This window comes from Lysobacter solisilvae, from assembly GCF_016613535.2.
Classification (GTDB): domain Bacteria; phylum Pseudomonadota; class Gammaproteobacteria; order Xanthomonadales; family Xanthomonadaceae; genus Agrilutibacter; species Agrilutibacter solisilvae.
This window is the reverse complement of sequence record NZ_CP071518.1, coordinates 1278700-1299694: the sequence shown is the minus strand read 5'-3', so window position 1 is coordinate 1299694 and position 20995 is coordinate 1278700. Positions and strand designations below refer to the sequence as shown.

The 20995-nt window shown below is 69.9% G+C and carries 12 protein-coding genes and 4 pseudogenes; 7 read left to right on the top strand and 9 right to left on the bottom strand.

What is annotated here, in order from left to right; genetic code table 11:
- Positions 1 to 21 precede the first annotated feature (21 nt).
- The 6 genes and pseudogenes from I8J32_RS18060 to rhlB all read right to left on the bottom strand — a co-directional run.
- Positions 22 to 292 (bottom strand): annotated as a pseudogene (locus tag I8J32_RS18060) (response regulator); the annotation flags it as partial.
- A pseudogene (locus I8J32_RS18055) lies at positions 281 to 379 on the bottom strand (response regulator); the annotation flags it as partial. The pseudogenes I8J32_RS18060 and I8J32_RS18055, both read right to left, overlap by 12 nt.
- Positions 358 to 865, bottom strand: a pseudogene (locus I8J32_RS18050) (response regulator); the annotation flags it as partial. The pseudogenes I8J32_RS18055 and I8J32_RS18050, both read right to left, overlap by 22 nt.
- Positions 866 to 948: 83 nt before the next feature.
- Positions 949 to 1881 carry a permease-like cell division protein FtsX gene (gene ftsX, locus I8J32_RS05640; RefSeq protein WP_200614532.1) on the bottom strand — a complete coding sequence of 311 codons (933 nt, stop codon included), beginning with the start codon at positions 1879 to 1881 and terminating at the stop codon, positions 949 to 951.
- Positions 1878 to 2565 (bottom strand): annotated as a pseudogene (gene ftsE, locus I8J32_RS05635) (cell division ATP-binding protein FtsE). Before ftsE ends, ftsX begins: the two are co-directional and overlap by 4 nt.
- Positions 2566 to 2766: 201 nt before the next feature.
- Positions 2767 to 4572: an ATP-dependent RNA helicase RhlB gene (gene rhlB, locus I8J32_RS05630; RefSeq protein ID WP_200614536.1), complete on the bottom strand. Its 1806-nt coding sequence runs from the start codon at positions 4570 to 4572 to the stop codon at positions 2767 to 2769.
- A 248-nt stretch (positions 4573 to 4820) separates the two neighbouring features.
- Between rhlB and trxA the strand changes: the two genes are divergently transcribed.
- The 3 genes from trxA to I8J32_RS05615 all read left to right on the top strand — a co-directional run bounded on the left by trxA (position 4821) and on the right by I8J32_RS05615 (position 8480).
- On the top strand, positions 4821 to 5153 hold the full coding sequence (gene trxA, locus I8J32_RS05625; RefSeq protein ID WP_200614538.1) for a thioredoxin: 333 nt from the start codon (positions 4821 to 4823) through the stop codon (positions 5151 to 5153).
- A 370-nt stretch (positions 5154 to 5523) separates the two neighbouring features.
- Positions 5524 to 7203 carry a transcription termination factor Rho gene (gene rho, locus I8J32_RS05620; RefSeq protein WP_407061016.1) on the top strand — a complete coding sequence of 560 codons (1680 nt, stop codon included), beginning with the start codon at positions 5524 to 5526 and terminating at the stop codon, positions 7201 to 7203.
- 242 nt (positions 7204 to 7445) lie between these two features.
- Positions 7446 to 8480 (top strand): LacI family DNA-binding transcriptional regulator, encoded by a 1035-nt coding sequence (locus tag I8J32_RS05615; RefSeq protein ID WP_200614541.1) that lies wholly within the window; start codon positions 7446 to 7448, stop codon positions 8478 to 8480.
- Positions 8481 to 8489: 9 nt separating this feature from the next.
- On the opposite strand, the gene I8J32_RS05610 is transcribed toward I8J32_RS05615, so the two are convergent.
- Together I8J32_RS05610 and I8J32_RS05605 are read right to left on the bottom strand one after the other, a co-directional pair.
- Positions 8490 to 10190: an alpha-amylase family glycosyl hydrolase gene (locus tag I8J32_RS05610; RefSeq protein ID WP_200614543.1), complete on the bottom strand. Its 1701-nt coding sequence runs from the start codon at positions 10188 to 10190 to the stop codon at positions 8490 to 8492.
- A 4-nt stretch (positions 10191 to 10194) separates the two neighbouring features.
- Positions 10195 to 11700 carry an MFS transporter gene (locus tag I8J32_RS05605; RefSeq protein ID WP_200614545.1) on the bottom strand — a complete coding sequence of 502 codons (1506 nt, stop codon included), beginning with the start codon at positions 11698 to 11700 and terminating at the stop codon, positions 10195 to 10197.
- A 172-nt stretch (positions 11701 to 11872) separates the two neighbouring features.
- Here I8J32_RS05605 and I8J32_RS05600 point away from each other — a divergent pair, with 172 nt between their 5' ends.
- Positions 11873 to 13522, top strand: coding sequence for an alpha-amylase family glycosyl hydrolase (locus I8J32_RS05600; RefSeq protein WP_407060993.1), 1650 nt, complete (start codon positions 11873 to 11875; stop codon positions 13520 to 13522).
- Positions 13523 to 13541: 19 nt separating this feature from the next.
- On the opposite strand, the gene I8J32_RS05595 is transcribed toward I8J32_RS05600, so the two are convergent.
- The gene (locus I8J32_RS05595; RefSeq protein ID WP_200614547.1) at positions 13542 to 15074 is read right to left on the bottom strand and encodes a tryptophan halogenase family protein; all 1533 of its coding nucleotides are present in this window, start codon (positions 15072 to 15074) and stop codon (positions 13542 to 13544) included.
- A gap of 136 nt (positions 15075 to 15210) precedes the next feature.
- Between I8J32_RS05595 and I8J32_RS05590 the strand changes: the two genes are divergently transcribed.
- From I8J32_RS05590 to I8J32_RS05580, 3 genes are all read left to right on the top strand, one after another.
- Complete coding sequence (locus I8J32_RS05590; protein ID WP_245156428.1) at positions 15211 to 17961, top strand: alpha-1,6-glucosidase domain-containing protein; 2751 nt, start codon at positions 15211 to 15213, stop codon at positions 17959 to 17961.
- 165 nt (positions 17962 to 18126) lie between these two features.
- Positions 18127 to 20163, top strand: coding sequence for a glycoside hydrolase family 97 protein (locus I8J32_RS05585; RefSeq protein ID WP_200614549.1), 2037 nt, complete (start codon positions 18127 to 18129; stop codon positions 20161 to 20163).
- Positions 20163 to 20870 carry a DUF6445 family protein gene (locus I8J32_RS05580; RefSeq protein ID WP_200614550.1) on the top strand — a complete coding sequence of 236 codons (708 nt, stop codon included), beginning with the start codon at positions 20163 to 20165 and terminating at the stop codon, positions 20868 to 20870. The genes I8J32_RS05585 and I8J32_RS05580 overlap by 1 nt, the downstream gene beginning before the upstream one ends.
- Positions 20871 to 20995 lie beyond the last annotated feature (125 nt).

Here is a 20995-nt window from a genome sequence, read left to right as displayed (position 1 = left end):
TGCAGGACCGGCCGTGGACGATCAGGAGTCCATCGTGCGCTGTTCGGGCATGCGCGCCACGCGCAGCTGGAACAGCGTCTTGGTGACCAGCAGCCGCTCTTCGATCGGCTTGAGCACCAGGTCGTTGGCGCCGGCACGCAACAGGTCGCTCTGGTTCTGCGGATTGGCGTCGCCGGTCATCACCAAGGATCGGCAGCCGGCGCTTGCCGTAGCCGAAGCCGTTGCGCAGGCGGTCGAGCAGGTCGCTGCCGCTGAGCTCGCCCTTCAGGTACACGTCGGTCAGCACCAGGTCGGCGCCGGGATCGTCCTGGCCGCGGTGCTGCTCCAGGTATTCCAGCGCTTCCTCGACGCCGACGAAATGCCGCACCGTCAGCCCGTGGCGCTCGAGCATGCGCTTGGTCGCCAGCGCGACGACCTTGCTGTCCTCGACGTAGAGCACGCGCGCACCGGGGATCGGTTCGGGCTGCACGTAGCCGCGGATGAACGCGGCCAGGGCGCCGTACCCCAGGCCCTTGTCGAAATAATCGGTGACGTCCTCGGTGAAGCGACGCGATTCCAGGGCGTCCTGCGCGCCGCCGGACACGACGATGATCGGCACGTAGGCCTGCCCGGACGCTTCGCGCACGGTGCGCGCCAGCGTGATGCCGTCGCCGTCGGGCAGCAGCAGCGAAGTCGTGACCAGGTTCACCGCGCCCTGCGCCAGGGCGGCGCGCGCTTCGTCGATGCTGGCGCAGGTGACCAGCTCGGCGTCGGCGACTTCGCGCACCAGCACGTCGCCGATCATCTTGCGCACGAGCTTGCTGCCATCCACGACCATGACCCGCGGCGCAGCATCTTGCAGGTGACGCAGGTCTTGCGAAGACATGGACGTTGGACGCTGCCAGGGTTGGCGGAAGCCGGAGTGTACGCGTTGCGTCGCGCGATTAGGCAACGCCCGTCCGCGTTTGATCAGGTTTCCGTCGGACGGGTCTGGCGGAGGTAATGCCCGGTCACCAGCCCCGCGCCGAGCCACCCCAGCAGGCCCGCACCGGCCACGATGGCGGCCGCGTGCAGCGGTCCGAAACCCTGCAGCGCGAAGCGGCCGCCATAACTGCCCGACAGCGCGGCCAGCGGTTCGCGCAGGGCCAGGTCGGCCGCAGTCAGCAGGCCCAGGGCCAGCGCGCCGCCCAGCAGCCCGTAGGCGGCGCCCAGATAAAGGAACGGCCGGCGGATGAACCCGTCGCTGGCGCCCAGCAACTGCAGCACGCCGATTTCCTCGCGCCGCGCCTGGATGTCCGCGCGCACCGCCGAGCCGATCACCAGCAGGCCGCCCAGGCCCAGCAGGCCCGCGAGCACCCAGCCCAGCCGCATGCCCAGCTGCAGCCATCGCTGCAGCCGTTCGCGCCACTGGGCGTCATGCACGACGTGCTCGGACTCGGGCAGCGCCTCCAGCGCCGCCACCAGTGCCTCGGGCGCGCCGCGCGGGGTCACGACCAGCACGCTGGGCAGGGGATTGCCGGGCAGCGCCGCCAATGCCTCCTCCAGCCCGCTGGCGCGCAGGTCCTCCAGCCCCTGCGCGGGCGTGCGCACCTGCAGCGCCGCCACGTCGCGGCGCGTGCGCAGCGAGTCCGCGACGACGCGTGCACGCTCGACCGGAACCTCGGGCCGCAGGAAGACGCTGATCTCCTGGGCCTGCTGCACGCTGCCCGCCAGTCGCGCGATGTTGGCCAGGCTGGCCCACAGGCCGAGCGGCAGCGCCAGGGCGACAGCGAACACGCCCACGGTGATCAGGGTCGCGCCGGGACGGCGCAACAAGCGGCCCAGGCTGGCCACGACGCTGTAGCCATGGTGGTCCAGCCAGGTGCGCAGCGGGGACGGGCGCGGGGCGGCTTCGGTGTTCATTCGGCCAGGTCCTGCGGGGCGATGTCGTCGACCAGCCGGCCCTGGTCGAGCACCAGCACCCGCTTCTTCATGCGCTTGAGCAGGGCCAGGTCGTGGCTGGCGACCAGCACGCTGGTACCGCGCTCGGGCAGGGCGGCGAACAGGGCCAGGGATCTCGGCCGACAGGGTCGGGTCCAGGTTGCCCGTGGGTTCATCGGCCACCAGCAGGCGCGGTTCGCCGACGATGGCGCGCGCGATGCCGACGCGCTGCTGCTCGCCCGCCGACAGTTGCGCCGGCAGCGCGTTGGCGCGCGCAGCCAGCCCGACCTTCTCCAGCACGCTGCGCACGCGCTTGCCGATTTCGCCGCGGCGCATGCCGCGCAGCACCAGCGGCAGGGCGACGTTGTCGGCCACGGTGCGGTCGGTCAGCAGGCGGTGGTCCTGGAACACGACGCCGACCTCGCGCCGGTGCAGCGCCACGCGGCTGCCGCGCACTTTCAGCAGGTTCTTCTCGCCGAAGATGACCGCGCCGCGGCTGGGGCGTTCGCTCAGGTGGATCAGGCGCAGCAGCGTGCTCTTGCCGGCGCCGGAATGGCCGGTCACGAAGAGCATTTCACCGGGATCGACCTGGAAGCTGACGTCGGTCAGCGCGTGGTGGCCGCTGTCGTAGCGCTTGCTGACGTTGTCGAAACGCAGGACGGGCATCGAGTGCGGGCTGGAAGACGGAGTCGCGGCGAGTATCGCCTGCGGGGTGCGCGGCGGCCAGCGGCGACGCCGGACTGCATGACGGGAAGCCGGCAGGACGGGGAAGCCCGCAGGACCGGAGACCCGCAGGAAAGCGGGCATGTCGGCGAACCGCCAGCCCGCCCATCCCTCCCCCGCGTACGGGGAAGGGCGTGGCACGCGTCAGTGCTGCGAGCTGGGCGCGCGGGTGACGAGCTTCTTCAGACCACGACCCAGGCGCGACAGCAGGCCGGCCTTCGGCTCGGACGCGCCCTTCTCGTGCGTGCCCTTCTGATGCGCGCCCTTTTGAGCCGCGGCCTTGTCGTGCGCCGGCTTGTCGCGGCCCGGCTGGGACGCCTTGACCTGCATCGGGGCGACGGGTGCGGCGGAGGCCGTGGTCACGGCCGCCTCGCCACCGTCGATGCGGCGACCGCCGCGACGGCGACGGCGCTTGCGCGGCGCGTGCTCGCCTTCGACGGCCGGCGTGGTGGCGCCTTCCGGACGCGGTGGGCGCGGCGGACGCGGCGCGGCCGCGGTTGCAGCGGCCTGCTCGCCCGCGGCGACTGCATGGCCGGCCACGGCCTCGCCGGCCGGACGCTCCCGGCGCGGGCCGCGGGAGGCATCACGCGGAGCGCCGCGCGGACCGCCTTCGCGACGGCCGCCACCGGGCTTGCCGCCATGGCCGCGGCCACCGCCACGACGCTCCTCGTCGGCCGCGCGCTGTTCGCGCGCTTCCTTGAAGATGGCGCCGATGCTTTCCTCTTCCTCGTCGTCCGCGCCAGCGGCGGGCAGCTCGCGGACCGGGCGCGGCAGCGGGACCAGCAGGTCGGCGTCGACGGGCGTGGTCGGGATCTTCTGCTCGATGTAGGCCTCGATGTCGGGCAGCGACATCGCGTAGCGCTCGCAGGCGAAGCTGATCGCGTCGCCTTCGGCGCCCAGCCGCGCGGTGCGGCCGATGCGATGGACGTAGTCTTCCGCGTCGAAGGGCAGGTCGTAGTTGTAGACGTGCGACACGCCGTCGATGTGCAGGCCGCGCGCGGCCACGTCGGTGGCCACCAGGATCTCCAGCTGGCCGGCCTGGAACTTCTTCAGCAGCGACTCGCGCTTCTTCTGCGGCACGTCGCCGGAGAGCACGCCGACGCGGTAGCCGGCGCGTTCCAGCGCACGCGCCACGCGCTCGACGAAGGCCTTGGTGTTGACGAACACCATCGTGCGGGCGCCCTCGCTGCGCGAGAGCAGGCCGATCAGCAGCGGCAGCTTCTCCTCGTCGGAGGGGTAGTACATCATCTGCCTGACCTTGGCGTTGGTGATGAACTCCGACTCCACGACGAGCTTCTCCGGCTCGTTCATGTGCTCGTAGGCCAGCTCCAGCACCCGGTGGCTGAGCGTGGCCGAGAACAGCAGCGTCTGCCGCGTGGTGCGCTCGGGCATCTTGCGCAGCAGGAAGCGGATGTCCTTGATGAAGCCCAGGTCGAACATGCGGTCGGCTTCGTCGAGCACGCAGATCTCGCAGGCATGCAGCGAGACCACCTTGTGCTGCTTGACGTAGTCGATCAGGCGGCCGGGCGTGGCGATGATGACGTCGGCGCCCTTCTGCAGCAGGTCGCGCTGCTTGTCGTAGTCGACGCCGCCGTAGACCAGGGCGAACTTCAGGCCCAGCTCGGAGCCGAACTTCACCGCGTCCTTGTGGATCTGGATGGCCAGCTCGCGGGTGGGCGCCAGGATGAGCGCGCGCGGGTCCTCGGGCTTGCGCTCGGCCAGGGCCGGACGGGTCAGCAGGCGGTTCACGACCGCCACCAGGAAGGCCAGCGTCTTGCCGGTGCCGGTCTGGGCCTGGCCGGCGACGTCGCGCCCGTTCAGGGCCAGCGGCAGGGTGAGGGCCTGGATGGGCGTGCAGCGGGTGAAGCCGGCGGCTTCGAGGCCTGCGAGCAGGGAGGGGTGCAGTTCGAACGAATCGAACGTGATATCGGTGAGGGGCTTGTCGCTCATTACTAGGGAATCGTGTTCGCTCTGGCGCGACGGGCGCGCTTGCATGGGAGGCAGCCCGCATCGCAGACTGCCTGGGCCGGGCGTGGCGGGCGTGAGAGCCGATACGCCGTCTTCAGGCGTACGGTCCACGGCCGGCCGGCACCGGTCGGTCGTAGGCGCCAGGTCTTGAAGCCGGCGCGAAACGCCCCAGTTTAACCCAGTACCCCCGCCCCGCCCGATTTGCCGGGGCCAGACCCCAGGAGATCTGCGTGAGCGAGAAAGTGATGCATGTCGGCGACGCCGATTTCGAAGCCGTCGTGCTGGGCTCGCAGGAGCCGGTCCTGGTCGATTTCTGGGCCCCCTGGTGCGGTCCCTGCAAGGCGATCGGCCCGATCGTGGACCAGCTGGCGGACAGCTACGACGGCAAGGCCCGCGTGGTGAAGGTCGATATCGAGAAATTCCCCACCCTGGGCGTGAAGTACAACATCCGCAGCATCCCGATGCTGCTGATGTTCAAGGACGGGCAGGTGCACAGCTCCCAGATGGGGGCCCCGCCGAACATCAAGACCATCCTGACCCAGATGATCGACAAGGCGCTGTAAGGCGCCGGCACCCGGCGCCTCGGGGTCCCCGACGGCGCCGCGCTCCCCCCGGCGGGCCTTGCGTCCGTCGGCGGTGCCGCCCGGGGCATCCCCGGGCGGGCCCGGAACCTGAACCGGCCGCCGGCCCGCAGCACCCGCCGTCCGGCGCCGCCGCATGAATCAAACCGCCCGCCCCGCTTGCCGCCCCGCGCCGGCGGTGCTAGTTTCCACCGCGCAGGCCGACCGATTCAGTTATCGGGGCCGCGCCCCTCTTCTCCCGTGACCCACGTCCCTGACGTCCCGCTCGCAGTCCGCGAGCGCTCGCCGCTTAGCGAGGATTCCCTGCTTGTCCGATAACACCCCCGATTCCGGCGAAACCGCCGAGAAGCGCGTGCGCAAAGCACGCGTCGTGAAGGCCGACGCCCCGGCCGCCGCTACCAGCGCCCCGGCCGCCCCTGCGGCGCCCGCGCCCGCGGCTCCCCCGCCGCCCTCCGAGCACAGCGCTCCACCCCCGCAGCAGCAGACCTCCGGCGACGCCGGGTCCGCCAAGCCCCAGGGCGGTCAGGGCGGCCAGGGCAGTCAAGGTGGCGAGGGCAGTCAAGGTGGCCAGGGCGGCCAAGGCGGCGGCGACCACGGCGAGCGTGGTGGCGGCGACTTCGACGGCCGCGGTGGCAACCGCCGCGACCGCTTCCGCAACCGGCGCGACCGCCAGCGCGAACGATTCCGCGACGGCGGCATGCCCGACGAAGGCGGCAATGGCGAGAATTTCGTGCCGCGCCCGCACCCGCAGGTGCCTGAAGGCTTCCCGCAGTACTCGCTGGGCGACCTCAAGCGCATGCCGGCCAACAAGCTGCTGGAACTGGCCGACCAGCTGCAGATCCAGGAAGGCGTCGCCCGCGCCCGCAAGCAGGACGTCATCTTCGCCCTGCTCAAGGTGCTGACCCGCCACGGTGAAGGCGTTGCCGCCGACGGCGTGCTGGAGATCCTGCCCGACGGCTTCGGTTTCCTGCGCTCGCACGAGGCCAGCTACCTGGCCGGCCCGGACGACACCTACATCTCGCCCAGCCAGATCCGCCGCTTCAACCTGCGCACCGGCGACCACCTGTCCGGCCGCATCCGCTGGCCGAAGGACGGCGAACGCTACTTCGCCCTGGCCGTGGTCGACACGATCAACGGCGAGCCGCTGGAAGCGTCCAAGAACAAGGTCCTGTTCGAGAACCTCACCCCGCTGTTCCCGCGCCGCAAGTTCAAGCTCGAGCGCGCCGACGGTTCGACCGAGGACATCACCGGCCGCATCCTCGACCTGATGGCGCCGCAGGGCAAAGGCCAGCGCGCGCTGATCGTCTCGCCGCCCAAGGCCGGCAAGACCATGATGATGCAGCAGGTCGCCACGGCCATCACGCACAACCACCCGGACGTGCACCTGATCGTCCTGCTGGTCGACGAACGCCCCGAGGAAGTGACCGAAATGCAGCGCACCGTGCGCGGCGAAGTGGTCTCCTCGACTTTCGATGAACCCGCCGCCCGCCACGTGCAGGTCGCCGAAATGGTGATCGAGCGCGCCAAGCGCCTGGTCGAGCACAAGAAGGACGTGGTCATCCTGCTCGACTCCATCACCCGCCTGGCGCGCGCCTACAACAATGTCGTGCCCTCTTCGGGCAAGGTGCTGTCCGGCGGCGTCGACGCCAACGCCCTGCACCGCCCGAAGCGCTTCTTCGGCGCTGCGCGCAACGTCGAGGAAGGCGGCAGCCTGACCATCATCGCCACCGCGCTGATCGACACCGGCAGCAAGATGGACGAGGTGATCTACGAGGAGTTCAAGGGCACCGGCAACTCGGAAGTCCACCTCAACCGCCGCATCGCCGAAAAGCGCGTGTACCCGGCCATCGACATCAACCGCTCGGGCACCCGCCGCGAGGACCTGCTGATCGAACCGGAACTGCTGCAGAAGATCTGGATCCTGCGCAAGCTGCTGCACGGCATGGACGAGATCGGCGCGATGGAGTTCCTGCTGGACAAGATGAAAACCACCAAGTCGAACGACGAGTTCTTCAGTTCGATGAAGCGCTGAGGCATCGCCTCCCGCGGCACCACCACGACGCCGGCCCTGGGCCGGCGTCGTCGTTTGCGGGCGCGCCAAGCGGCCATGCGCCGGTCCGGGACCGCGTGACCGGTCCCTCCGTCCGCAGGGTTGGGGCTACGCGCGGCCCGATCCCGACGCCTGCGCCCGGACGCCTGGAGCCCGCGTTCCGCACGTTGCCTGCCGTCCCCGCTTTCGGAATACACTCGGCCGTCCCCGCCGCCGATGTCCGCATGCGCAGCAAGAAATCCAGGGCTACCTCGGTCGACATCGCCCACCGTGCGGGCGTCTCCCAGGCCACGGTTTCGCGCGTGCTGCGCGGCAGTCCGCTGGTCAATCCCGAGACGCGCCAGCGCGTGCTCGACGCGGTGCGCGAGCTGAACTACAAGGTCGACCACCGCGCCTCCAGCCTGCGTACGCAGCGCTCGGGCACGCTTGCCCTGCTGCTGTTCGAAGACCCGACGCCGGACGAGTCGCACATCAACCCGTTCTTCCTGTCGATGCTGGGTTCGATCACGCGCGCCTGCGCCAAGCACGGACACGACCTGCTGGTGTCGTTCCAGCAGCTGTCGGACGACTGGCACGCCGATTACGAGGACAGCATGAAGGCCGACGGCCTGATCCTGCTCGGCTATGGCGACTACGTCACCTACCACAGCAAGCTCGAGCAGCTGGTCGGGCAAGGCACGCACTTCGTGCGCTGGGGCGCGGTGCAGGAGGGCCAGCCGGGGGTATCGATCGGCTGCGACAACTTCAAGGGCGGCCAACTGGTCGGCGAACACCTGATCGAACGCGGCCGCAAGAAGGTCGCTTTCCTCGGCAACGCTTCGGCCCACTCGCCCGAATTCTTCGAGCGCTACCGCGGTTGCGACGCGGCCCTGCAACGCGCCGGCGGCGGCATGCAGGCGGACCTGCAGGTGGACGCGGAGAGCGAGGAGAAAGCCGGCTACGCCGCGGCGGTGTCACTGCTGGAGCGCGGCCGCCCCTTCGATGCCGTCTTCGCCGCCAGCGACCTCATCGCCGTCGGCGCGATGCGCGCGCTCACCGAACATGGCCGCCACGTCCCCTGGGACGTGGCCGTCGTCGGCTTCGACGACATCCCCATGGCCCGCTTCGCCAACCCCCCACTGACCACCGTGGCGCAGGACACCGTGCGCGCCGGCGAACTGCTGGTGGAGACCCTGCTGCGCCAGGTACGCGGCGAAGCCACCGAGGCCGTGATGCTGCCGCCCGAACTGGTGGTGCGACGGTCGAGCGGAGCGGTGTGAGGCCGCGCGCTACGGCCTGCGCGCGGTCGTCATCATGCGGTCGAGCTCCGCGCGCAGTCCGGGGTCGGTGACCGCGGCGTCGAGCACGTAGACCTCCGCGCCGTGCGCGGGCACCGAAGTGCGCAGTCCCGTGGAGTTCACCTCGAGTTCGCCACCGGCCATCGACGCCTGCCAGCGCCCCGGCTGCAGCCATTGCGTGACGACGAAATCCGCCGGCGCATCGCCCTTGTTGAGCAGCACCAGCGCGATCTGCTGCTGCGGCCCTTCCTGCAGTACGCGGTAGAACACCGCGCGGTCGCCCTGCATCTCCACATTGGCCTGCAAGCCGCGCTGCAGGGCGGGCAGGCGCGCGCGCATGTTGGCGATGCGCTGGAGCGGGGCGAAGATGGGGCTGCGTGGAGCCGCCGCAATGCGGTCGGCGCCGAAATAGTTGCGGTTACCGGCGTGCTCGGCAGTGCCGCGTTCGAAGCCGGTCTCCGAGCCGTAATAGATCACCGGAATGCCGCGCGCGGTGAACAGGAAGTTGTGCGCGTCGATGAAGCCCGTGTCCTTCGCATCCAGCCGCGCCATGTCGTGGTTGTCGTAGAACGTCGCCAGGTCGTAGGGGTTCTGGTACGGGCCGTTCTCCAGGTACAGGCGTTCGGCCAGGCGCTCGTAGCCGCCGCCCTTGGGGCCGAAGACTTCGGCCAGGCGTTCCTTCAGCGGGAAATCCAGCACGCTGACGCCGGCGTTCTGCGGCCAGGTGTGTTCGGCGATCTTGCCGGCGTCGTAGTCGAAGGCCTCGGCGAACATGTAGAAGCCCGGGTGCTTTGCCCGGATGCGGGTGACGAAGTCATGCCAGTACGCGTGCGGCATCCACGGGATCGTGTCGATGCGGAAGGCATCGGCGCCCTGGTCGATCCACTGCGAGTACGCGCCGACGAAGTACTCCAGCACGCGCGGGTCGTTCTCGTTGATGTCCGACAACTGGGCCAGGCCGGGCTTGGTGTTGTACATGGCGTGCAGCGGGTTGTGTTGCGGGTCGAGCTTCGTCGGATGCAGGTTCTGGTGGTCGGCCAGCAGCGTGCCGTCGCGGTCGTAGATCTCGCCGAACTTGGGCTGGTCCTTCGGCATCGTGTAGGCGGGCGAGCCGTGGTTGCAGACGATGTCGAGCACCGTCTTCAGGCCGTGCCGCTTCAGGCCGGCGGTCAGGCCGGCGAAGTCCAGGCCTGCGCTGGGCAGGTGTTCGTCGAGTTCGTAGAAGTTGACGCCCCAGTAGCCGTGGAAACCCGTCTTGCCGCGATCGGTGAACATCGCGCCCCACGTCACCGGGTCGCCGCCGGTGAAGGCCTCGTCCGGGTTGTCGACGATCGGGGTCACCCACACCGCGCCGAAACCCAGGCCGCGGATGTAGTCGGCGTGGTCGAGCAGGCCTTTGAAATCGCCGCCCAGGTAGCCGACGTTGTCCGTCCGCCCCGCCGGCGCGCCCGGCGTGGGCTGGTCGAAGGTGGGATGGGCGCCGCCCTGCTGGCGATGGTCGTTGGACGGATCGCCGTTGACGAAACGGTCGGTGAGCACGAAGTACACCGCATGCTGGGCGAACGGTTCGCGCGTGCCGTAGTACTCGGCGGTGGGTGCAGGTGCGGGCGTCGGGGCAGTGGCGGTATGCGCGCACGCGCTCAGCGCGCAGGCGCCTCCGAGCAGCGCGGCCAGTCGGATGTGCAAGGTCATGTCCTCACGAAGCCGCCGCGACGGCGGGCTGGCGGGCGGGTTCGCGCACGCGCAGCACGCACAGCCCGGCGACGATCATGCTGACGCCGCCGATCACCAGTGCGTAGATCGGCTGCGTGCCGAAGAACACCTTCAGCAGCACGCCCAGCAGGCTGGCGGCGACCAGCTGCGGGATCACGATGAAGAAGTTGAAAATGCCCATGTACACGCCCATCTTGGCCGCCGGCACGCTGTCGGACAGCAGCGCATACGGCAGCGACAGGATCGAGGCCCAGGCGAACCCCACGCCGACCATGGACAGCAGCAGCCACTGCGGATCACGGATGAAGGCGAACGACAGCAGGCCCAGCCCGCCCAGGGTGGCGTTGACCAGGTGGCTCACGCGCAGGCCCCAGCGCTTGACCATCCAGGGGATGACGATCGCGGCCAGGGCGGCGAAGCCGTTGTAGGCCGCGAACAGCACGCCGACCCAGTTGGCGCCCTCGTTGTACGCAGCCGCGGTGGGGTCGCTGCTGCCGTAGTGCACGCTGGTGACCGCGCCGGTGGTGTAGATCCACATCGCGAACAGCGCGAACCAGGAGAAGAACTGGACGACGGCGAGCTGCCGCATCGTGCCCGGCATGTCGTGCAGGTCGTCCATGATGTGAGTGAAGGCACTCTCGCCGCGCCACAGGGTGCGCAGCAACAGCAGCAGGCCATAGGAGGCGATGAGCCCTGTGAACACGTACAGCTCCTTCGCCCAGCCCTGGCCCGCGACCAGCGCGATGCCCAGCACGCCGACCGCCAGCCATGCCAGCGCCAGGCCGCGCATGCGCGCCGGATCCTTCGCCCGCCGCACCAGCGCGGGCGCCTCGTCCCACGCCCGCAGCGTCTCGGGCGGATACTCGCGGGTGCGCAGCACCGTCCAGCCGATGGCCGCCATCAGCACCGCGCCGCCGGCGTAGAAGGCATAGCGCACCGTGTCGGGCACTTCGCCCGGGCCGGCGGTGTTGGCCACGCCCGCCTTCTCCAGCAGCCACGGCAGCAGGCTGGCAACTACCGCGCCCACGCCGATGAAGAAACTCTGCATCGCATAGCCGCTGGCGCGCTGGCGCACGGGCAGCTGGTCACCGACGAATGCGCGGAACGGCTCCATCGAGATGTTGATCGAGGCGTCCAGGATCCACAGCAGGCCCGCGGCGATCCAAAGCGTGGGCGAGTTGGGCATGAACAGCAACGCCAGGGTCGTCAGCACCGCACCGGCGAGGAAATATGGCCGGCGCCGGCCCAGGCCAGTCCAGGTGCGGTCGGAGAAGTAGCCGACGATGGGCTGCACCAGCAGCCCGGTCAGCGGCGCGGCGATCCACAGCATCGGGATGTCGTCCATCGGCGCGCCCAGCGTCTGGAAGATCCGGCTGACGTTGGCGTTCTGCAGGGCGAACCCGAACTGGATGCCCAGGAAACCGAAGCACATGTTCCAGATCTGCCAGAACGACAGCGGCGGCTTGTGTGACGGGGCGGTCGGGCTCATGCGGATTTCGCTCACGCGGTGTCCGTGGTGGTGTGCGGTGCGGCATGGTAGTCAGTGCCCGCACTGCACCATGAAATGTAATCGTATTCAGGCCCGTGCATGACTCCGCGCCCGCGCCCGGCACGGCGCGGCGTGGAATAGTCCCCGCTTTCGGGCCGGGGACGCGATCGCGATGAACCGCTGGTGGCAAGGCGCGGTGATCTACCAGATCTACCCGCGCAGTTTCCTGGATACCAACGGGGATGGCGTCGGCGACCTGGCCGGCATCATCGACCGGCTGGACTACGTGGCCAGCCTGGGCGTGGACGCGATCTGGATCTCGCCCTTCTTCAAGTCGCCGATGGCCGATTACGGCTACGACATCGCCGACTATCGCGCGGTCGATCCGCTGTTCGGCACGCTGGACGACTTCGACCGCCTGCTCGCCAGGGCGCACGGCCTGGGCATCAAGGTGATGATCGACCAGGTGCTCAGCCACACCTCGATCGAGCATGACTGGTTCAGGCAGAGCCGCGAGAGCCGGGTCAATCCGCGCGCGGACTGGTACGTGTGGGCCGACGCGCGCGAGGACGGCACGCCGCCCAACAACTGGCTGTCGATCTTCGGCGGCGTGGCCTGGAAGTGGGAACCACGACGAAGCCAGTATTACCTGCACAACTTCCTGACCTCGCAGCCCGACCTCAACTTCCACCACCCCGACGTGCAGGCGGCAACGCTGGACAACGTGCGGTTCTGGCTGGACAAGGGCGTGGACGGGCTGCGGCTGGACGCGATCAACTTCTGCTTCCACGACGCGCAGCTGCGCGACAACCCGCCCAAGCCCGCGCACCTGCGCACCGGCCGCGGCTTCAGCGCGGACAATCCGTACGCGTTCCAGTACCACTGGCACAACAACACGCAGCCGGAGAACCTTGCCTTCCTGGAGGATCTGCGCGCCCTGCTCGACCGCTATCCGGACGCCGCCGCGCTGGGCGAGATCTCTTCCGAGGACTCGCTGGCGACCACCGCCGAATACTGCAACGACGCCCGTCTGCACATGGGCTACAGCTTCGAGCTGCTCACCGACGACTTCAGCGCCGGCTACATCCGCGGCACCGTCGAGGCGCTCGAAGCGAAGATGACCCAGGGTTGGCCGTGCTGGGCGATTTCCAACCATGACGTGCGCCGCGCGGTGACGCGCTGGGGTGGCGCGAATCCGCCGCCGGAGTTCGCCGCCCAGCTGGTGGCGATGGTGTGCTCGTTGCGCGGCTCGGTCTGCCTGTACCAGGGCGAGGAACTGGGCCTGCCGGAAGCCGACGTCCCGTTCGAATCGTTGCGCGACCCGTACGGCATCGCGTTCTGGCCGAACTTCAAGGGCCGCGACGGCTGCCGCACGCCGATGCCGTGGACCGGCGCCGCGCACGGGGGATTCACCGACGGTACGGGCCAGCCGTGGCTGCCGGTCCCGCCCGAACACGTCGCCCGCAATGTGGCCGCGCAGGAAGACGATCCGCATTCTGTGCTCAACGCCACCCGCGCGTTCCTGCACTGGCGACGCGCGCAGCCGGCGCTTTGCACCGGCGCGATTGCCTTCGTCGACGCGCCCGAGCCCGTCCTGGCCTTCGTTCGCGAGCCCCATGGGCACGCCGCCCTGCTGGCCGTGTTCAATCTGTCCGGCGCGCCGGTGGAATGCTGGCTGCCGCTGGCGCAGCCTGCCCAGTCGGTGGACGCGCCCGGCGTGCGCAATGGCCGCATCGTCGACGGCAAGGCGGACGGGGCCGATGGCCCGGGCGTCCTCGTGCACCTGCCCGCGCATGGCGTGCTGTACGCCACGCTGGGCTGAGGCCGGGCGGTCGGCGGCCTCAGGCCGCCATCGTCTCCTTGTCGATCGCGCAATACCGCGCGATGAACGCGTCGTGCGAGGGCATGGCCTCCACGCAGTTGCCGATGACGTGGCGCACGCTGTCCAGGTACTCGGTGATCCGCGCCTCGGGATAGATGTCGACCAGCGCGTGGTAGCCCCGCGGCGCGATGCCCTGGCCGAGCATCACCTGCACCCAGCTCATCTCGGTGAACATCTCGTTGTTCTCGCGGAACACCCGGCCGCTGGTGCGGAACAGGTCGATCTTGCGCTGCAGGCTGTCCGGGATCGGCATCGTGCGGCAGTGGTTCCAGAACGCGGAGTCGTCGCGCGCCGTGGCCTTGTAATGCAGCACCAGGAAGTCGCGGATGCGGTCGTACTCGAAATCGGAGTGCGCGTTGAACTCGTCGATGTCGGCCTGGTCGAAGCCGGCGTGCGGGAAGAACGCGGTCAGCCGCGCGATCGCCGACTGGATCAGGTGGATGCTGGTCGATTCCAGCGGCTCCATGAAGCCGCCCGCCAGGCCCATCGCGACCACGTTGCGGTTCCAGAACTTGCGCCGCTTGCCGGCGACGAAGCGCAGCACGCGCGGCGGCGCCAGCGCTTCCCCTTCCAGGTTGGCCAGCAGCTTGGCGGTGGCCTCGTCCTCGCTGATGAAGCGGCTGGCGAACACATAGCCGTTGCCGACGCGATGCTGCAGCGGGATGCGCCACTGCCAGCCCGATTCACGCGCGGTGCAGCGGGTGAACGGCGTGAGCGCGCGGTCGCTCGCGCAGGGCACGGCCACGGCGCGGTCGCAGGGCAGCCACTCGTTCCAGTCGATGTAGCCGGTCTTGAGCGCCTGTTCGATCAGCAGTCCGCGGAAGCCGGAGCAGTCGATGAACAGCTGGCCGCCGATACGCTCGCCGCTTTCCAGCTGCACGGACTCGACGAAGCCGTCCTCGCCGCGCAACTGCACGTCGACCACCTTGCCCTCGGTGCGCACCACGCCACGCGCCTCGCAATAGCCGCGCAGGTAGCGCGCGTAAAGGCTGGCGTCGAAGTGATAGGCGTAGGCGATGTCGGCCAGCGGCGAATTGGGCCGCTCGGGCATCGCCCGCATGAACTTGTTGTGCCGGCTGGCCCACGCGGTGATGCAGTACTCGTCCAGCGGCGCGGCCTTGCCGGCCTGGCGCATCTTCAGCCAGTACTGGTAGAAGGGCACCATGCCCAGGTCCTGGCCGATCTTGCCGAACGCGTGGATGTAGGTCTCGCCCAGCCGGCCCCAGTCGACGAACTCGATGCCCAGCTTGAACGAGCCCTTGGTCTGGCGGATGAAGTCGTTCTCGTCGATCTCCAGCGCGTTGTTGAACAGCTTGATCATCGGGATCGTGGCCTCGCCGACGCCGACGGTGCCGATCTCCTCCGATTCGACCACGCGGATCGAGTACTCGCGCGTGAGCAGCTTCGACAACGCCGCGGCTGCCATCCAGCCGGCGGTGCCACCGCCCACGATCACGATGTCCCGCACGCGCCCCTGACTGCCTTCACTCATGACTGATCCTCTGCCCGCCGTCGAACCGGAGTATGCCCGCCCGCAGGCGCCGGCCCATTGTGCTTCGCGCCCGCAACCGTCGACCGGCGTGGAACGGCGTCATGCAAACGTATTCATGCCGGGATCGGCGGCGAACGTGATCGACGTTGTGACCGCCGTCGTGATGGCGGCCGTGCTGGCCGCGACCGTCCCGCTCCCGGCGCTCGCGCACCCGTCCTCCGCACGCGCGGACGCGGCCGACGCGGCCGCCCTGCGCGCCGCCTGCGACGCGCCCGGGTGGGCGAAGACCCTGCATGCGGCTCCACATGCGGCGGCTGATGCGCGCGCCTACGCACTGGACGGCCGCCACCTGCAGTGGCCCGACGCGCCGGCCCAAGGTCGCTACCGCCTGCACCACTCGGCCGACGCGCAGTTGCAGGCCCGGCCCGGCCAGGCCGTGAGCGGGGCCGATGACTCGATCACGCTGAGCCTGGCGAAGGCACCGGCCGCAGCCGCGGCGCGCTTGGCCTTCCTCGCGCCGGGCCCGGTACTGTCGCTGCCCGACGGCGCGCCGCTGGCACGATGGCTGCGTGGCCAGTTGCTGCTGGCACGCGAGGACGCGCAGGGCCGCGTGCTCGATGCCACCCACGTGCAATGGCCGGGCGCGCTGGACGATCTCCACCGGGCCGCGCTGGAAGCCCCGCTCGGGGCCGAGGTAACCGCCGCATCGACCCAGCTGGGCGTGTGGGCGCCCACCGCCCGCCAGGTCGCCGCTTGCCTGCACGACACCGGCGCGGGCGCGTCGCGCGAGGTGTACACCCTGCGGCGCGACGACGCGTCCGGCACCTGGTCGGCAACCTTGCGCGGTGACCAGCGGGGGCGTTACTACACCTATCTGGTCGACGTCTACGTCCCCGGCGTGGGCGTGGTGCGCAACCGGGTGACCGACCCGTATTCGGTCAGCCTCACCACCGACTCGCGGCGCAGCTACCTGGCGGACCTCGCCGACCCCGCACTGGCGCCGCCGGGCTGGTCGGATGCGCCGCGTCCGCGACCGCTGGCCGCCGCCACGGACATGTCGATCTACGAACTGCACGTGCGCGACTTCTCGCGCGACGACCCCACCGTGCCGGCCGCCGACCGCGGGCGCTACCGCGCCTTCACCCATGCCGGATCGGCGGGCATGCGCCACCTGCGCAAGTTGGCCCGGGCGGGCCTGACGGACGTGCACCTGCTGCCGGTGTTCGACATCGCCACCATTCCCGAGGCCGGCTGCGCGACGCCGCGCGTGCCCGCCGCCGCGCCCGACAGCGCGTCGCAACAGGCCCTGGTCATGGCGCAGGCCGCGCACGACTGCTTCAACTGGGGCTACGACCCCTATCACTACAGCGCGCCGGAAGGCAGCTACGCCAGCGATGCCGCCGACGGCGCGGTGCGCATCCGCGAATTCCGCGCGATGGTCGCCGCGCTGCACGCGTCCGGGCTGCGCGTGGGCATGGACGTGGTCTACAACCACACCACGGTGGCCGGGCAGCAGGCGCGTTCGGTGCTCGACCGCATCGTGCCCGGCTATTACCACCGGCTGGATGCGAAGGGCGTCGTGGAGCGCTCGACCTGCTGCGACAACACGGCCACCGAGCACGCGATGATGGCGCGCCTGATGGCCGACTCGGTCGCGCTGTGGGCCGCACACCATCGCATCGACTCATTCCGCTTCGACCTGATGGGCCACCAGCCGCGCGCGGCGATGGAACAGGTGCAGCGCCGCGCCGACGCCGCGGCCGGGCGCCATGTCGACCTCATTGGCGAGGGCTGGAACTTCGGCGAGGTCGCCGACGGCCGGCGCTTCGTGCAGGCCTCGCAGCGTTCACTGGGCGGCAGCGGGATCGGCACGTTCAGTGATCGCATGCGCGATGCAGCCCGCGGTGGCGGCTGCTGCGACAGCGGCGCGGCGCTGCAGGCGCAGGGCTGGCTCACTGGCCTGCATTACGCCCCCAATGGCCACGCCGACGCGACCCGGTCCGCGCTGCTGGCCGGCGCCGACCTGGTGCGCGCGGGCCTGGCCGGCACCCTGCGCGACTACCCGTTGCAGACGGCGACGGGCGACGTGCGCCCGCTGTCGCAACTGGACTACAAGGGACAGCCGGCCGGGTACGCCACGCAGCCGGGCGAGGTGGTGAACTACGTCGAGAACCACGACAACCCGACCCTGTTCGACATCGGCGTGCTCAAGCTGCCGCGCGACACCCCGCGCGAAGACCGCGCCCGCGTGCAGCTGCTCGGCGCGGCGCTGGTGGCCTTCAGCCAGGGCATCGCGTATTTCCACGCCGGCATGGACCTGCTGCGCTCCAAGTCGCTGGACCGCAACAGCTTCGATTCCGGGGACTGGTTCAACCGCATCGACTGGGAGGGCCGCGACAATTTCTTCGGCACCGGCCTGCCGCCCGCGGCGGACAACGGCAAGGACTGGGACCTGCTGCGCCCGGCCCTAGCCGACGCGGCGGCGATCCGGCCGACGCCCGCCGACATCGCCTTCATGCGCGATGGCTTCCGCGACCTGTTGCGGATCCGGCGCAGTTCCTCGCTGTTCCGCCTGCGCTCGGCCGCCGAGGTGGAGGCGCTGCTGCGGTTCGGCAACACCGGACCTGCACAGAACCCGGTCGTGATCGCGGGCCACCTGGACGGCGCGGGCTATCCGGGTGCGAATTTCCGCGAGGTGCTGTACCTGCTCAACGTTTCGCCGCAGGCGCAGTCGCTGGTGCTTCCGGAGGAGAAGGACAAGCGGTATGTGCTGCATCCGGTCCTGCGCGGGGGCGCGGACACGCGGGTGCGTGAGACCAAGTACGACGCAACGAACGGCAAGTTCGTGGTGCCGGCGCGGGCGGTGGTGGTGTATGTGGTGGAGTGACGCGGGTTGCGGCCTGCTCGCAGCCGAAATTTCCTTGCCCGTCATTCCCGCGAAGGCGGTAATCCAGCGACTGGCTTTCGCGCATTCCAGCGATTGGAGCGCAAGTCACTGGATCCCCGCGTTCGCGGGGATGACGATCTGACAGTTCAATCCTGGGGCCAATCCATGCGTTCGTTCCTGCCGCTTGCGTTACTTGTCGTCACCCTCCCCGCCCACGCCGACACCGTCGCCAGCGTCGCCTCGCCCGACGGCGCGATCGCGGTGGAGCTGGACGTCAATGCTGAAGGCCGCCTGGCCTATCGCGTGTCCCATCGCGGCCAGCCGCTGATCGGGGACTCGCGCCTGGGCTTCATCCTGCGCAACGGCCGCCAGCTGCTGCGCGGCCTGCAACTGGAGAAGCAGGTGTCCCGCAGCCACGACGGCACCTGGGAGCTGCCCTGGGGCGAGCGCCGGTTCGTGCGCGAGCACTACAACGAACTGCGCGCCAGCTTCGTCGAGCGCGACCATGACCGGCGGCGCTTCGACGTGGTGCTGCGGGTGTTCGACGACGGCCTGGGCTTGCGCTACGAATTCCCGAAGCAGGCGGCGATGGACGAGGTGCAGATCCAGGAGGAGCTGACCGAGTTCGCCATCGCACGCCCGGCCACCGCCTGGTGGATCCCCGCCTACGAGTGGAACCGCGAGGAATACCTGTACGCGCGCACGCCGCTGGCCGAGGTCGGCGTGGCACAGACGCCGATCACGCTGCGTACGGCTGACGGCGTGCACGTGTCGCTGCACGAGGCGGCGCTGGTCGACTACGCCGGCATGAACCTGGCCAAGGGCGAGGACAACCACCTGCGCGCCTCGCTCACGCCAGGCAGCCCCGCCAAGGTCGTGCGGCACACGCCGTTCAACACGCCGTGGCGGACGATCCAGATCGCCGATCGCGCCGGCGGGCTGGTCGAGTCGAGCCTGATCCTCAATCTCAACGAGCCCAACAAGCTCGGCGACGTGAGCTGGTTCAAGCCGCACAAGTACGTCGGCATCTGGTGGTCGCTGCACCTGGACACGCAGTCCTGGGCGACGGGGCCGAAACATGGCGCGACCACGGCCGAGACGAAGCGCTACATCGACTTCGCCGCGCAGCACGGCTTCCGCGGCGTGCTGGTCGAAGGCTGGAACGTGGGCTGGGACGGCGACTGGTTCGCCAACGGCTGGGACTTCGATTTCAGCAAGCCCACCGCGGACTACGACCTGGAAGCCCTCGCCGCGTACGGAGCGTCCAAGGGCGTGCACCTGATCGGCCACCACGAGACCGGCTGCGCCGCCAGCCACTACGAGCGGCAGATGGACGCGGCCTTCACCCTGTTCGAGCGCCTGGGCGTCGACGCGGTGAAGACCGGCTACGTCTGCGACGCGGGCCAGATCGAACGGCAGGACACGGCCGGCGGCCCGGTGGTGCGCGAATGGCACGAGGGGCAGTGGAACAGCAACCACCACCTGCGCGTGGTCGAGGCCGCGGCCAGGCACCACATCGCCATCAACGCGCATGAGCCGATCAAGGACACCGGCCTGCGCCGCACGTATCCCAACTGGATCGCCCGCGAGGGTGCGCGCGGCCAGGAATTCAACGCCTGGGGCAACCCGCCCAACCCGCCCGAGCACGAGGCCAACCTGGTGTTCACCCGCCTGCTGGCCGGACCGATGGACTACACGCCGGGCGTGCTGAGCCTGAAGGGCCGCGGCGGCCAGCCGATCCAGAGCACGCTGGCCAAGCAGCTGGCGCAGTACGTGGTGCTGTACAGCCCGATCCAGATGGCCGCCGACCTGCCCGAGCACTACGAGCAGCACCTGGAGGCCTTCCAGTTCATCAAGGACGTGCCCGCCGACTGGCAGGACACCCGCGTGCTCAACGGCGAGGTCGGTGATTTCGTGACCATCGCGCGCAAGGACCGCAACAGCGAGGACTGGTACCTGGGCGCGGTGAGCGACGAGCAGGCCCGCACGCTGGACGTGAAGCTGGACTTCCTCGACCCGGGCCGCCGCTACCTGGCGCAGATCTACCGCGACGGCGATGCGGCGGACTGGAAGACCCAGCCGTTCGCGTTCGTCCGCCAGTCGCGCGAGGTGACGCGCGAGAACATCCTCGCCCTGCGCCTGGCGCCCGGCGGCGGGCAGGCGATCCGCTTCGTGCCCATGGCGGGCCCGGCGAAGCGCTGATGTTCAATCCCGCGCCCCGCATCCAGACCCTGCAGGTCGACCACCGGCCGGTCTGCCACGTGGTCGACGACGCGCTGCTGGAGCCCGAGCGTTGGGTCGAGTTCGCGGCGGCGCATGCCGCAGCCTTCGAGGGCGGTGACCACAACGCCTATCCAGGCGTGGAACTGCGCCTGCCCGAGGCGTTCACCGCGCAGCTGGATGCGTGGTTCGGCCAGCACCTGCGCGGCGCCTTCGACGCGCGGCGCACCCTGGAGCGCTACAGCCGGCTGTCGCTGGTGACCCTGCCGCCGCCGGCGCTCGCGCCGCGGCAGTGGATATGCCACGTCGACCGGCTCAACACCCAGCCCGGCCAGTGCATCGTCGCCTGCGTGCTGTATCTGTTCCGCGACGCGAGCCTGGGCGGCACCGGCTTCTATCGTCCGCGCCACCCGCCGGAGCGGATCGCGCGGCTGGTCCAGGATTCTTCTTCGATGGATGCCGATGCCTTCGCCGCGCAGCACCGGTGGCCGCCGGGATACATGACGGCGGGCAACGAGTGGTTCGAGAAAATCCTCTCGGTGCCCGCGCGCTTCAACCGGCTGATCTTCTACTCCGGCGGCATCTTCCACGCCGCCGACATCCTGGCGCCAGAACGGCTGAGCGCGGACCCGCGCCAGGGTCGGTTGACGCTCAATGGCTTCTTCACCTGTCGACGGAATCTCGCATGAGCGATCACGCTGCACCCACCCTGTTCGCCCGCCGCGCGGTCATGCGCGCGCTTGTGGTGGGCGCGCTGTCCGCGGGCATGCTGGCCCTTGGCGGGCTGCACGCACGGACCGGCGCAGGCCTCGGT

Coding starts and splice junctions, on each gene's coding strand:
- ftsX (WP_200614532.1), bottom strand. CDS start 1,881: ATGAACACCGAAGCCGCCCCGCGCCCGTCCCCGCTGCGCACCTGGCTG.
- rhlB (WP_200614536.1), bottom strand. CDS start 4,572: ATGAGCGACAAGCCCCTCACCGATATCACGTTCGATTCGTTCGAACTG.
- I8J32_RS05615 (WP_200614541.1), top strand. CDS start 7,446: ATGCGCAGCAAGAAATCCAGGGCTACCTCGGTCGACATCGCCCACCGT.
- I8J32_RS05610 (WP_200614543.1), bottom strand. CDS start 10,190: ATGACCTTGCACATCCGACTGGCCGCGCTGCTCGGAGGCGCCTGCGCG.
- I8J32_RS05605 (WP_200614545.1), bottom strand. CDS start 11,700: ATGAGCCCGACCGCCCCGTCACACAAGCCGCCGCTGTCGTTCTGGCAG.
- I8J32_RS05600 (WP_407060993.1), top strand. CDS start 11,873: ATGAACCGCTGGTGGCAAGGCGCGGTGATCTACCAGATCTACCCGCGC.
- I8J32_RS05595 (WP_200614547.1), bottom strand. CDS start 15,074: ATGAGTGAAGGCAGTCAGGGGCGCGTGCGGGACATCGTGATCGTGGGC.
- I8J32_RS05585 (WP_200614549.1), top strand. CDS start 18,127: ATGCGTTCGTTCCTGCCGCTTGCGTTACTTGTCGTCACCCTCCCCGCC.
- I8J32_RS05580 (WP_200614550.1), top strand. CDS start 20,163: ATGTTCAATCCCGCGCCCCGCATCCAGACCCTGCAGGTCGACCACCGG.